The 12,942-nt window shown below is 58.8% G+C and carries 9 protein-coding genes; 2 read left to right on the top strand and 7 right to left on the bottom strand.

Going from position 1 to position 12,942, the window contains the following annotated elements; all coding sequences use genetic code 11:
• Positions 1 to 30: 30 nt before the first annotated feature.
• On the bottom strand, positions 31 to 1,383 hold the full coding sequence (locus tag HDF16_RS21670) for an ABC transporter ATP-binding protein (protein ID WP_184221554.1): 1,353 nt from the start codon (positions 1,381 to 1,383) through the stop codon (positions 31 to 33).
• A 194-nt stretch (positions 1,384 to 1,577) separates the two neighbouring features.
• Between HDF16_RS21670 and HDF16_RS21665 the strand changes: the two genes are divergently transcribed.
• Entirely contained in the window at positions 1,578 to 1,961 is a 384-nt protein-coding gene (locus tag HDF16_RS21665; protein WP_184221552.1) for a response regulator, read from the top strand.
• Between the two features lie 97 nt (positions 1,962 to 2,058).
• Here the strand turns inward: HDF16_RS21665 and HDF16_RS21660 are convergent, their stop codons facing one another.
• The 5 genes from HDF16_RS21660 to HDF16_RS21640 form a co-directional block, all read right to left on the bottom strand.
• Positions 2,059 to 2,655, bottom strand: coding sequence for a putative colanic acid biosynthesis acetyltransferase (locus tag HDF16_RS21660; protein ID WP_184221550.1), 597 nt, complete (start codon positions 2,653 to 2,655; stop codon positions 2,059 to 2,061).
• Between the two features lie 31 nt (positions 2,656 to 2,686).
• Positions 2,687 to 3,871: a glycosyltransferase gene (locus HDF16_RS21655; protein ID WP_184221548.1), complete on the bottom strand. Its 1,185-nt coding sequence runs from the start codon at positions 3,869 to 3,871 to the stop codon at positions 2,687 to 2,689.
• 54 nt (positions 3,872 to 3,925) lie between these two features.
• Complete coding sequence (locus HDF16_RS21650) at positions 3,926 to 5,188, bottom strand: glycosyltransferase family 4 protein (protein ID WP_184221546.1); 1,263 nt, start codon at positions 5,186 to 5,188, stop codon at positions 3,926 to 3,928.
• Positions 5,189 to 5,250: 62 nt separating this feature from the next.
• Positions 5,251 to 6,267, bottom strand: a complete 1,017-nt coding sequence (locus HDF16_RS21645) for a polysaccharide biosynthesis/export family protein (protein WP_246409619.1) — start codon at positions 6,265 to 6,267, stop codon at positions 5,251 to 5,253.
• A 2-nt stretch (positions 6,268 to 6,269) separates the two neighbouring features.
• Complete coding sequence (locus HDF16_RS21640; protein WP_184221544.1) at positions 6,270 to 8,531, bottom strand: GumC family protein; 2,262 nt, start codon at positions 8,529 to 8,531, stop codon at positions 6,270 to 6,272.
• Between the two features lie 119 nt (positions 8,532 to 8,650).
• Here HDF16_RS21640 and HDF16_RS21635 point away from each other — a divergent pair, with 119 nt between their 5' ends.
• Positions 8,651 to 10,066 (top strand): UDP-glucose dehydrogenase family protein, encoded by a 1,416-nt coding sequence (locus HDF16_RS21635; RefSeq protein WP_184221542.1) that lies wholly within the window; start codon positions 8,651 to 8,653, stop codon positions 10,064 to 10,066.
• 288 nt (positions 10,067 to 10,354) lie between these two features.
• On the opposite strand, the gene HDF16_RS21630 is transcribed toward HDF16_RS21635, so the two are convergent.
• Positions 10,355 to 12,865 carry a hypothetical protein gene (locus tag HDF16_RS21630; protein ID WP_432432261.1) on the bottom strand — a complete coding sequence of 837 codons (2,511 nt, stop codon included), beginning with the start codon at positions 12,863 to 12,865 and terminating at the stop codon, positions 10,355 to 10,357.
• Positions 12,866 to 12,942: the final 77 nt, after the last annotated feature.

Below are 12,942 nucleotides of genomic sequence, written 5' to 3'. Positions count from 1 at the left end.
GCTTCGGGCAGGAAAAGAGTTCGGCGTGGGCTAAGCGTCGATCTCGGCGGCTTCCTCGTCGTTCGCGTCTTCGTGGAGCTTCTCGGGCTGGATGAAGCGGCGGCGGGAGGCGTCGTAGTCGAAGAGCTCGGCGTAGCGGCCCCAGTTGATCGCGGTCTCTAGCTGCCGGAGGGTCTCGTCTTCGCTGAACTGCTCGTCGAGCATGTCGTGGAAGAACTCTTCGGGTACAGTACGGTCGGACTTCGCTTCGATGGCTCTGACAATCTGCCGAAGCAGCAACACGTTCTCCACCGCCGCGATGCGGAAGAGTTCCTTCTGACGAAGGATCTCGGAGTTCGCGTATTCTGTGCCGGTCGGGGTGATGGCGGCGTCGCCCTCGTTGACCTTGAGGAAGCCGAGGAGTTGGGCGGCGTCGACGATGGGGAGGAGGTCGTCGATCTCGAATGCGAGGTCGTCGGCAAGCTTGTAGATGTCGTCCTTGCCTGCGTGATCGATGAGGATCTCGAGCAAGCCAGCGATGCCCCCGGGACGCGCATGGGGAAGCATCTGGTAGTGCATCTGACGCTGGTCGCGGACTGGTTTGCCGTCGCCGGTCTGGGGCAGAGCGGGTGGTTTGGCGTCGGGTTGGGTGAGGACCTTGTAGATGTAGTCGACCAGTTGGGTGAAGGCGCTGGCCTTGCGGTCGCGCGGGTGGACGAGAGAGACCTTGAAGTCAGTGCGAATATGGCCGGGATTTCGGCCGAGGACGATGATGCGATCGGCCAGGAGGACGGCTTCCTCGATGTTGTGGGTGACGATGAAGATTGCCTGGGTGGGGATGGTCTTCTTCTGCCAGAGCTCCAACAGTTCAGAACGGAGGTTCTCCGCAGTGAGGACGTCGAGGGCGGAGAAGGGCTCGTCCATGAAGAGGACCTCGGGCTCGACTACAAGCGCCCGCGCGAAGCCGACACGCTGGCGCATGCCGCCGGAGAGCTCCTTGGGGTACGCGGCCTGGAAGCCGTCGAGGCCGACGGTGTCAAGGATGTTCATGGCCCGGCGGCGGCGCTCGGCGGGCTCCATGCCACGGGCCTTCAGGGGGGCTTCGACGTTTTCGAAGACGGTAAGCCAGGGGAAGAGCGCAAAGCTCTGGAAGACGATGGAGACGTTGACGTCGGCGGTGCCAATGGGGCGGTCGTGCCAGTACACCTGGCCCGCGGAGGGGATGGAGAGGCCGGTCAGCATGCGCATGAGGGTCGATTTGCCTGAGCCGGAGGGGCCGAGGAGAGCGACGATCTCGCCCGGGACGACGGAGAGGTCGGTCGGCGAGATAACCTGGATGCGGTTCTCGCTGGGTTGCGCGTAATATTTCTCGACACGTTCGGCGCGGATGATCGCTTCTGGCATGGGACTCATTGGATTTGGGATAGAGCGAGTCGTCCGGCTGAAATCGGGGTTGAATAGACAAGCTGCTCAGCGGTCAGCGTATCATTAGACGGAGCAGAGCATGATGAAGTGGACTGAGGACTCGTACGCGCTGTAGTCCCAGATAATGAAGTACTGTACCAAAGGAAGTAATAACCCCAAGGAAAACTAAAGACATGCCAGAGACAACACCCACCAGCGCACCGAAGTCCAAGGTACTTGTTGCCGACGATGAACAGGTGATTGCGAATACACTTGCCATTATTCTCAACCAGGCTGGATTCGAAGCGAAGGCAGTTTACAGCGGAGAAAAGGCGATCGAAGCACTCGACACCTTTGAACCCGACATGCTGATCAGCGATGTCATCATGACAGGCTTGACCGGGATTGAAACTGCCATCATTACGCGGGAGAAACTTCCCAAGTGCAAGATTCTATTGTTTTCAGGTCAGGCAGCTACAGCCGATTTGTTGGAAAAGGCGCGAGCTGAAGGCCACGAGTTCGAGATACTGGCGAAGCCCGTACATCCCACGGATCTCCTGGCCAAATTGCGCAGCTAAGGAAGTCCGGACCGGCACTGGTCGTGCGAACTGGCGGGGACAATAAAGTCTTCCTTCATGTTTGCAGATCGAGTTGCGAGGTCCGGATGATCCGGCTTTACCGTGTTGCAGGCTGACGGCGAGATTTGATCTCTATCGCGGGAACACCAGCGTAGACAGTCCATGGTTTCAGGTCTCGGGTGGCCACAGAACCAAGGCCCAGTACGGCTCCATCGCCAAGATTCACGCCTGGGGCTACCGAAGCCCGGGCGCAGACCCAGGCGTAGGAGCCGATCGACATGGCAAAGGCGATCAGAGGAAACGCTGGATCGTCGTAGTCATGCGTAGCTCCACAGACGAAGGCATCCTGAGAAAGAATGGCGTGTCCGCCGAAGGTGACGGGCGCTGGATTGTAGATCTCCGCTCCGTCGGCTGCGGTGACCTGCTCGCCACAGAAGAGATTCCAGGGTGCCCAGACTTTTGAGCCGGGGTAAAAGTGGCAGTTCGGACCCATCTTCGCACCGTAGAGCTTGAGCAGCATCGAGCGCCATGCGTGGAAGGGCCTGGGTGACGGCCTGTAGAGCAGAAGCCAGACGACGTTCCAGCTTGCTCTGCCGATCCTGCTCGCACGGGAAAACGCTGGCCGAAGATAAGGGTCGCTCGAGGTATGCAGCGAGGCATGTTCGGCGGCGTTGTAGAGGGGTTGTCTGGACATGATTCGAACGAGTGTCTCGAGTGGGAGCCTGTTACCTGGATGCAGGGGTCAGCTGCTCGTTCGATTGTAAATGGGCCGCAGCCTCCAACAGATCGTTGAAGATAGTGACGTTCGCCTTCATATCGAAGCGCGACTGAAAGCAGGCGAGCGCATTGGCGCCCATCGTCTCTCTCTCCGCTTGCGACATCTTCATCCAGCACAGGAGGAGATTTGTTGTCCCCTGAAGTGTGTCTGTTTCCATGAGACCCGCGTGGTCCGCTATGATCTCAGGCGCGATGTTGACCTTGTCCGAGAGCAGAACCGGTCGACCGCAGGAGAGGGCCTCAGCAACGGCGATGCCGAAGTTCTCCTGGTGAGAAGGCAGGACAAAAGCTTCGCAGGTAGCGAACGCGCCCCATTTTTGGGTGCCGGCGATCATTCCCGTCCAGTGAACGCGGTGACTGATTCCGGCTCTCCGAAGTCTCTCTTCAAGTTGAGGCCGCCATCGAGTCTCGTCCGGACCCGCCATGACTAGATCGAGTGCGGGATCACTTGCGGCGGTCGAGATGAAGGCGTCGATAAGCAGGTCGCAGCCCTTTTTCCGGTCGATGCGGCCCAGGAAGAGGAGATAGCGACGTCCCTGGAGATGCGGAAAGTGCTGGTGAAAGTCCGCTGCGGCCTGTGTGAGATCGATGTCCGGAGTTCTGGAGCCATAAGGGACGACAACCGGCGTCCAGCGGTGAAGCCAGAAGCTTTCGCGAGCCAGCCGCTCTTCTTCGGTGCAGGTAAAAAGAACATTTGATGCGCTGCGAAGCACCCAGTGTTCCGCAGCGATCCAATAGGCCCACTTCTTGAGATGCTTGAAGGGAAACGCCCGCTTGAAGTAGGGATCCAGCATGCCATGCACGAAGACGAAGTAGGGCACTTTGCCCGATAGCGCTCTCCACGTCGCGATACCGCAGTATTGCCAGAGCCCGTGGACGATTACAGCGTCGAACCGGGAGGCATTTTGTCGCAGCCACGGAACGAGGCGTCGGTTGTAGCCAAACTTCATTCGCGTTGGCCCAAGGGCGGTGACCGGGTAAGAAAGGTTCTCTAGAAACGGCGATGAGGGGTTATCGAGCGTGACCGCCTCGCTCGCATGACCCGGCCCGGAAAACTCGATAAGCATCGATACAGCAGCTGCCGGACCGCCAGAGGCTGGATTGAGCGTGCCGATAATGTGAAGCGTTCGCATCAACTGGAAGCCTATCAGCTTCGGCAAAAGATCAGGCGCACGAGGTTGAGCAAACTAAGATACCGACTTTGATTTTTCAGCAATGATCCGAGTGAGCGAGGCGGCGGCTGCGCGAAGACCGCGCACGTCAGCCTCGAAGTCGTACTCCTGAATCTTCTTCAGAGCACGGAGGCCCATGCGTGAGGCGCATCCAGGATCTTCGAGCAGACGGACCAGGGCCGAAGCAAGAGAGTTCACGTTGCCCACCGGGAACACGAAGCCTTCGACGCCATCGGTTACCAGGTCGGGCTGGCAGCCCACGTCGTTGGACAATATGACGGGCCGACCGGCATTCATCGCTTCGTTAACGATAAGTCCCCATGGCTCGTGACGCGATGGAAGTACGAAGACTGTGGCGAGATCGAAGAATCGCGGGAGCTCTGACTGGTTGCGGAAGCCGCAGAACCGAATGCTGTCGACACCGCTCTGAGCGGCACGTGCTTCAAGAGTAGCCCGCTCTTCGCCATCTCCGACGATCACCAGATAAGGCTTCAGCCCCGGTCGCGTGATCACCTGGAGATACGCTTCCATCAGGTCGATGCAACGTTTGCGCTCCTGAAGCTTTGAGGCGAAAAGGATGACTGGCCGGGAGGGATCAATGCCAAGCTCGTCTTGCAGATCCGCTCGCCCCTGTTGTGCCTCTGTGCTGCGTGCATGGAAGTAGGCGTTGTCGACACAGTAGGGCATAGGGAAAGAGGGTATGTCCGGGCTGAGGTAGTGCTTCCAATACTCGGAGTTGAGCGTTCCGATGGGAGCGACCCCGGAGATGAGGTGTCGCAGGGTGCGGAAGAAGAGTTCCTTTCCGGCAAGCCTGCCGGTGCTGCGCGGACGGTCGATCAGCGTGGGTTCTGCACGGAGCAGAACCGGTATGCCAAGCGCCTTCGCTGCAAAGATTCCCTGAAGGGCATTGACACTGGCGTATCCGTGGACCCAAAGCATGTCGAATGCCGGGCCGGTGCCACGGCCGCTAAGACGGTTCAGGATGCCTCGGCTGATGGGGGTAAACGGAGATACAGTGCCGTTGTCGCGGAGTGCCGGAAGGAACTCATGCTTGTATCCCTCGACGAGCGGCACATCCCACTTCACCGTTACTCCGAATCCCTTGTCCGCATAGTTGCGCAGGGAGAAATCCGACCCAAAGAAGACAGTCAGGTCGATGTCCGGCTCCTGCGCGATGCGACGGAGGAGCGGGGCTTGGTACTGGATGGGATGGCTTACAAGGTAGGCCAGCCTGATTCGGCGTCTCTGGCCGTGTGGTGCTTGGGTTTCGCTAGGCATTCGTGGGCATAGTCTACGGGACACCGGCGTGCGGTCGATCAACTAAAGGTGGTACTAAGCGTCTAGTAGCGGGCGGAGATGATCGCGAGGTTGGCTACGCTGATCAGAAGATTGAGGCCTCCGGACACGACGGCAGATTTAAGAGCGCTGGTGGGGAGATAGACGACATCGTCCGCTTGAAGGATCGGGTCGGGATCCTTGCCGAGCATGACGCGTCGAACATCAACCTGGACGAAGGAACGCTTGCTATCCACTGTTCGGATGATGCGGAGATCTTGATATTTGCCTGCGTAAAGAGTGCCACCGGCGACCGAAGTCGCTTGCAGCAAAGTCAAAGGAGAGTTTTGCTGGATGGGAATGACGCCAGGGGTCTTGAACTCGCCCAGCATATAGACAACCCCAACCCTCGAGATGATGACGGTATCGCCGGGGTACAGCGGGAGATTGACTTCCCGGCTATGCAAGGGATCGTTGCCCAGATCAACAACGATGGGCTTTTCGACGCCGGGGCGATCGATGGTAATGGTGTGGCTCGCGTTGACCGGCAGCCCGCCGGCAGCCGAGAGAACCTCCAAGAGCCTGCGCTCCGAGCTTGCCGGAATCACAGCGTGGCTTTCGCCCGCGACCGTGATGACACCGTTGGCGGACTCGGTGATCTGAATATTTACCTGGGGGTCGATGTACATTCCCGAGGTCTTGAGCTTTGTGGCGATGAGAGTTTCGGCCTGCTCGACGGTAAGTCCCTTTACGGAGATGATGCCGATGAGCGGAAGCTGGATGGTCTGATCCAACGAGACGCGAACGACGGGGCTATAGTCCAGTGAGCCGAAGATGTGTACGGTGACGAGGTCGCCAGGGACCAGGTAGATCGAACGATTTGTCGGCCGCAGAAGAGCAGCATCGGTGGTGAGAGTGCCGGAGTCCGACGGGACGGGACTTTTGACGCCTGGCCCGCTGAACTGCGCGTGAACCGATGCCGTTGCGAAAGAGAGGAGCAGGGTCGCAAGAAGGGAGCGGGTGAGTGTCCGGAGGCGGGGCATCGATGTGCTTCCTTTGATGAGAGAGGCGAGGAGGTTCATCGTTATCCCTTCCTGTCGAAGTCGCCAGACTTGGGGGAGTTGGACTTCGTGGATTGGGGCTCCCAGGTCTCGGAGTCGCTTCCGGAGTAGTGGTAGCCGGACTGGCCATAGTATCCCTGATACTCGGGTGCATTCAAATCAACCGCATTGAGCACGATGCCTGTGATGGGAGCTCCTGCACGGATGAGGAGATCGCGCGCGCGGCGGACGATGTGCTTGCTGGACTTTCCGTGACGCACGACCAGAGCGACGGCGTCGGCATCGCGTGCCAGGATAACGCCATCGGTGACGGACAGGATGGGCGGCGAGTCGATGACGACGTAGTCATAGACGGTGCCTGCGTAGGCCAGCAGATCTTTCATCGCTTGTGAGCCGAGAAGCTCTGCGGGGAACGGAGGGACCGGACCGCTTGCGATGATGTCGAGCGTGGGAGCCTCGGGTACGCTCTGGATAGTTTGTTCGAAGGTCGTTCCACCGGTTAGCAACGTGCTGAGGCCGATTTTTCCGCTAAGCCCAAAGCGGGGGTGAACAGCCGGGCGGCGCATATCCGCATCGATGAGGAGAACCCGTGTTCCACCACCCGCGAGGATGCAGGAGGTGTTGGTCGACACCGTGGTCTTGCCTTCAGCCGGAGTCGCGCTGGTGAAGAGGATAAACTTCGGTGGCTTGCCTGTATGCGAGAGCAGGAGGGATGTTCGAAGGGAGCGCAGAGCCTCGGCAAATTGCGACTTCGGAGAGGTGAGGACCGAGAGATTTTTCTGGGCGATCGACATCCTGTCGGTCACCTCGCCCGCTCCCCGCTTGAACCGGGGCACGATCGCCAGCGATGGCAACTGAGTGGCGGCCTCGACATCTGCGATGCTCTTCAAGCCGGTGTCGAGACTCTCGAGAATGAAGGCAATCATGATCCCAGCAAGCGCGCTGACGATGAACGCGGTGATCATGATGGTCGACTTCGGCTTGAGGGTCGGGGCAGCAGCGGGAACTGCAGGATCGACGATGTCGATCTCTAATGACTCCAGGCCAGCTTCGACTCCCGCGGTACGGAGCCGCTGCAGCAGGCCCTCGTACAAGGTGCGATTACTCTCGAACTCACGGGCACGGAGTGTGTACTCGACGAGATCGTTGCGCATCTTGTACGCATCCTGCTTCTGCGCGTCAAGGGATGCGTCGATGCGGTCTTCGCTTGCCTTGGCGATGACAAAGTTTTCCTTGGCTTGCGCGAGCAGTCGGGCTTGCTCCTTGTCCTGCTCCTTCTCCAGAGAAATTATTTGCGCCTTCTGAGCTTTGACCTGGGGATGGTTGGGGCCGAGATTCGCCTCGAGATCCGCGAGAGTGGCCTTCGCAGTCGAGATGGCCGTGCGAAGAGAGGTGAGAGCCGGAGGCGCGGCACCCTTGCTTGGATCGATCGAGTCCTCAATGGAATTCGGGTCCATTTGTGTCATGGCCCGGTAGCGCGACTCAGCCAGGATGCGCTGAATCTTTGCCTGTGCCACGGCAACGGAGAGGTCCTCGAGCGTCGTCGTGTTCTGGTTCTTGGTGGGGTCCAGGCCAAGCATGCCGAGCCTGCGCTGGAGGTCGAGCATCTGCTCTTGAGATGTCTCGACCTGATGCTTCAAGTCGTCAAGCTGCCCGGAGAGCCACTGCGAGACACGCTGCGTAGAGAGATATCGCGTCTCGTAGCTTCTCTGGATGTAGTCCGCGATCACGCGATTCACGATGTCGGCAGAGAGCTTGCGATCGAGACTGGAGTAGTTGAGCCTGATGATGTCCGTCTTCGGGACGAGCTGAATCTTAAGCTCGGAGTGAAGACGATGGAGCGTCTTTTCGCGGGTGGCCAGGTCATCGAGCGAACTGAACGGGACAGGGCCTTTTTCGCCGAGGAAGGCAGCGTTATTGCAAAGATTCATCTCGCGAGCAACCGTCATCATCAGCGAGTCGCTTTGCAGAATGACGACCTCAGCAGCCATCTTGTTGCTTGTGGAGTCGCCCTGGAGCGCTTGGGCGGGATCGATTTTGTACTCTTGCGACGCTCCGTTTCGAACCTCAATTTTGGCTGAGGAGTCGAACATGCGGATTTGGGTTACCGCCCGGTAGACCCCGTATACAAGCCCAAGGGTAATGGCAAGAATGACAACGAGCTTACGTTTTTTAAGGACGATGAGTGATTCAGAGAGCGATGACTCTGTCGTAGCACCTGAACCCGCAGGAGTGAAACTCGCCGACTCCCTGGGTGAGGCAGGCTGCTCTATCTGTAACGCCATAAGGGGATTGTAGCCGAAAGACCTAAGAGTTCGATTCGCGAATCACGGTGGTTATGAACTGTTCAAGGTCTTCGCTTAGAATGAAGCGGTAGCCAAAAATGAAAACAGGAGAACCCCTCATGTCATCTTCGATCCAGATTGCGGTCGTCGGTTCAGGATACGTTGGACTGGTAGCCGCTGTGTGCTTCGCCGAGATGGGACACCAGGTTATCTGCGTAGACAACGATGAGCGCAAGGTCACCGCACTACGCGCCGGCGAAACCTTGATTCACGAGGAATTTCTCCCCGAGCTTCTGGGACGCTACAGGAACGAGCGTATCCGGTTCATGACTGATCTTGCCGAAGCGACGCGAGAGAGCGATGCGATCTTTATCGCGGTGGGAACACCGCAGAGCGAGACCGGCGACGCGGATCTTTCGTATGTGGAAGCCGTGGCGTGTGAGATTGCACGGTCTTTGAACAAGTACACGGTGATCGTCGAGAAGAGCACTGTGCCGGTGTACACCAACGAGTGGATTCGCCGAGCGATGGAGCGGAACGGAGTTCCGCGGAACCTCTTCGATGTCGTCTCGAACCCCGAGTTTCTTCGTGAAGGTACAGCGGTTGCAGACTTCCTGCACCCGGACCGCATCGTGGTCGGTGCGGACAGCGAGCGCGCAGCAGCGATTCTGGGGAAGATCTACGCACCTCTGACCGAAGGCAGCTACTACAAGACCTCCGATGCGATCCCGGGAATGTGTAATGAGACCGCGGTTCCGCAGCTTCTGTTCACTTCCACCAAGAGCGCAGAGATCATCAAGCACGCTTCGAATGCGTTCCTGGCGCTGAAGATCTCGTTCATCAACGCGGTGTCGAACCTCTGCGAGGCGACGGACGCGAACGTGCAACAGGTAGCTCATGGTATGGGGCTGGATTCGCGCATCGGGCCGAAGTTCCTGCGACCGGGTATCGGATACGGCGGCTCATGTTTCCCGAAGGATGTGGCGGCGTTTCGTTCCGTCGCCGACCAGCTCGGCGTGGACTTCAGCCTGCTGACCGAGGTAGAGAAGATCAATGCGAACCAGAAGGTACGGTTCGTGCGCAAGGTTCGCGCGGCACTGTGGACACTTCGCGGAAAGCGACTCGGCGTTCTCGGGCTGGCGTTCAAGGGCGAGACGGACGATATTCGTGACTCACCTGCAATTGAGCTTGTGGAGATGCTGATGGCTGAAGGCTGCTCGATCGTGGCGTTCGATCCAGCGGCGATGGAACGGGCTGCGCAAGTGATTCCGTCCGGACCGCAGATGACTTACGCGAAGGACGCTTACGAGGCTGCGGCGGATACCGACGCGCTGCTCATCCTGACGGACTGGGCTGAGTTCAAGCATCTGGATCTGGCACGCCTCAACAGCTCGATGCGTTACTCCATCCTGATCGACGGTCGCAATATGTTTGATCCGGCAGTGATGGCGAGCCACAACTTCACTTACGTGAGCGTTGGCCGGCCCACATCCTATCCGGTACGCGAGTCAGTTGTGGAACCTGCACTCGTCTAAGAGCCTCCATAAACAAGCAGGGCCGTTCCCGATGGAACGGCCTTGCTTGTTAAGAGACACCCAACCACAGACCGGCGATTGATGGCCAGTCGACTGTCATTGGCGGGCCGCTACAAAGGCGGCTATGGCTGCCCATGCAAGACGGAAGCAACCCTTTGTCGCAACGAGTTCTGGTTACGGGAGCTGCCGGATTTTTCGGCTCTTATCTTTGCGATGTCTTGCTGACTGAGAGCCTGATTTCGTTAGACATCCGAAGTTGCCTTTTAAACACTGAAACGAGTACAGCTTTTACGGTCTGGTCGACAGTGCTGGATCGCGAAGCTCCCGGCAGGTCGATGCGTCTCCCGCCGTTATGTCATCCACGACGACGACGCAAGTCTCAGTCTCGATGCCGGCGTAGCGGGTCTTGACCAGGGTGTGCCCCGCTCGCAGAGCAGTCACCTTCCCTGTGTTTGGTTCAAGGTGGACTATAGGTTTGGCGTTGGTGTCTTTTAGGGAAAATTCGACTTCGCCAGGGCTGAGTGAAATCGAGCTTCTTGTGCCCTCGAAGTAGAGGAAGGGGAATAGATTGCGGGTGCCGGGCGGAGCAGCGGCCAGGTGCAGCGTCGTAGCCTCGAACTGTGTGCCGCGCATCGTGTCTTCGAGCCCGTTGACGAGGCGCGGCTGCGGGCTGGCGGCCAGTTTCACCGGCAAACGGACGATGCGGGTAGCAACGCCACCGTCCACAAATAACACCGATATGTGGAACTCGGCCGTTCCTGTCCGCAGCGGCACGATGTGGAGATAGGTGCTCCCATCAGGGTTGCGTCCGATCCGGTTTGCGTTGCGCTCTTCCATGTACGCGGACTCTTCATACGGAAGAGCGCCAAACTTTGCGGAGTAGCGGATCAGTTCCTGCTGGATCTTGACTGAGAGGACTGCAGGGCCGGTGAAGCGGACAGGGAGGTTGGTGGGTTGACCGAGTTCCACTGCTAAACCCGCCATGGCAAAAGTCAAGCGCGCATCCGCGTTGAAACGGTCGCGGACATTCGGCGAGAGCCTGGCACCAGCCAGGGCACTGATAACCGGAATCGGCGGCGTCTTCCCGGATCCCAACTGGATGACGCCAATACTTCCAGGTCTGCCCGCTGCGGGGCGTTCCGGCTCATCCTCTGTCTCCGGCGGAAGGACCTTCGCCTTTAGCTGTGGCAGTGGAACTCCGTACTTTGCACGCAGATGGCGGCAGTTCGACGCTTCCGGGTCCTCCATCGGGGCTACGACAACACACGTCGTGCTGGTCAGTCCCGCGAAGCTCCGCTGAACGAGCGCCTGGCCGGATCGGATCGCCTTAACCGTGCCGGTTGAGGCATCGAACTCGATCGGGGCTTCTTTGCCCTCGCTCCTAATTTGATACTTCACAGCTGTGGTTGGGACGCTGACCGAGGTGCGGACACCGCTGTAGCAGGCGTATGTGGAGAGCGTGCTCTTACCTGGGAAGACTTCGTGACCGTCCTTCGGTGGCACCAGCGCCAGCGGAAGATCGGCATCGGTGCTTTCGGCAGCACAAGGTTGACCGATGGAGATCGGCTTTACGTTGCCGGAATCCACCTCCGCAGTCATTTTCTTGAGAGCTACGCCCCCATCGACGAAGAGAACGGAGAAGGTGAACTCGTTTGTGCCGAAGTTCATGGGGAAGAGATTCAGCGCGACCGTGCCGTCATCGTTCTGCTTGAATGGCATGCCTGTGCGTGACCATTCCCCCTTCCACGCTTCACATGGGTTGCTGTTCGACGAAGGATGGCAATCAATCCGCACCGCCGCCGGTCCGTTCAAGCGGAGGGTAACTGGATTGTCCATTGCGATGTGCAACGGCTTGCTCGGCGGGACGACTTCGACCCGGTCGTCCGCGAGAAATCGCCCGATACGATTGTCATTCGCTTCGTAGGGAAGTCGGGACTCGTAGGCTGACGGGCTCCCGCCAGCGGTTGGAGCCGGTCTGTCATGATCCGCTGATAGCTCGCTGCAATCAGACCGGTCGTATCCCTCACGGCTTTCGCGAACCTGAATGCAGGTTTTGAGCGAGAGCCCAGCGTAAAGCGCCTCAATGAGCGCATGGCCAGTCCGGAGTGCCTTGACCTCCAACGTCTTCGGATCGAAGGCTATTGGCGGCGGTCCGCCGGGCATCGTGACCTTGAACTGCGCCTGGGCTATGTCTATGGGCAGTGGATTCTTGATCCCAACGTACGTCGCGCTGATCCTTAGAAACTCCCGCCGCCCGTACTCGGATAGATCGAGTCTCATCCGTCCGATACCGCCAAGAGCAAATCCCGCGTTCAGGCGGGTCGGCGGTTTAGTCGCGACCACGTCTACGATGGCGGATGCCTGTTCCAAGCCGCCATCCGAAAAGGAGACGTCCACCGAGACTCTTAACTTGCCAGGTCGCTGCGGAACAATGTTGAAGAAAGTTTGCCCTTCGGCCGTCCGCTGAAGCGTAACCTCCGCATCTCCGCCCTCGATCCTCGACGACAATACGCCCTTTGCATCGACGGTGCTCTGAGAGGTGAAGATGTGAAGTGGGGATGGACCTTTGAGGGTCAGGGAGAGTGCGGTGTCCTCTCCAAGCGGAAACGGCTTTGCAGGTGCAGGTAGGCTGATGCGACCGTGGCTTTCTATCAGATCGGGCATCCGCGTGGGATCAGTCACAGCAGGCTTGCCGGTCTTGGAGTTGGGAGGCGCGATCTGCGCGCACAGTCCTGGCACGCTGAGATAGAAGCAAAGCGCACAGGCAGCTATACAGAGGCTAGTCTTCACGGGTCGCATCTTCGTTCCAGACAGTATGGCGCGAGAACGTCAAAGCCGCCGTGACACTTTGGTGCGGTGCGAAGATCGGACACCTA

The sequence above is a fragment of the Granulicella aggregans genome (genome assembly GCF_014203275.1).
Taxonomy (GTDB): domain Bacteria; phylum Acidobacteriota; class Terriglobia; order Terriglobales; family Acidobacteriaceae; genus Edaphobacter.
Note: the sequence above shows the minus strand (reverse complement) of the source record. Positions and strands in the feature narration are given on the sequence as shown.

Excerpts from the sequence above, each read along its gene's own strand:
- HDF16_RS21670 (WP_184221554.1), bottom strand. The coding sequence starts at position 1,383 with ATGCCAGAAGCGATCATCCGCGCCGAACGTGTCGAGAAATATTACGCG.
- HDF16_RS21665 (WP_184221552.1), top strand. The coding sequence starts at position 1,578 with ATGCCAGAGACAACACCCACCAGCGCACCGAAGTCCAAGGTACTTGTT.
- HDF16_RS21660 (WP_184221550.1), bottom strand. The coding sequence starts at position 2,655 with ATGTCCAGACAACCCCTCTACAACGCCGCCGAACATGCCTCGCTGCAT.
- HDF16_RS21655 (WP_184221548.1), bottom strand. The coding sequence starts at position 3,871 with ATGCGAACGCTTCACATTATCGGCACGCTCAATCCAGCCTCTGGCGGT.
- HDF16_RS21650 (WP_184221546.1), bottom strand. The coding sequence starts at position 5,188 with ATGCCTAGCGAAACCCAAGCACCACACGGCCAGAGACGCCGAATCAGG.
- HDF16_RS21645 (WP_246409619.1), bottom strand. The coding sequence starts at position 6,267 with ATGAACCTCCTCGCCTCTCTCATCAAAGGAAGCACATCGATGCCCCGC.
- HDF16_RS21640 (WP_184221544.1), bottom strand. The coding sequence starts at position 8,531 with ATGGCGTTACAGATAGAGCAGCCTGCCTCACCCAGGGAGTCGGCGAGT.
- HDF16_RS21635 (WP_184221542.1), top strand. The coding sequence starts at position 8,651 with ATGTCATCTTCGATCCAGATTGCGGTCGTCGGTTCAGGATACGTTGGA.
- HDF16_RS21630 (WP_432432261.1), bottom strand. The coding sequence starts at position 12,865 with ATGCGACCCGTGAAGACTAGCCTCTGTATAGCTGCCTGTGCGCTTTGC.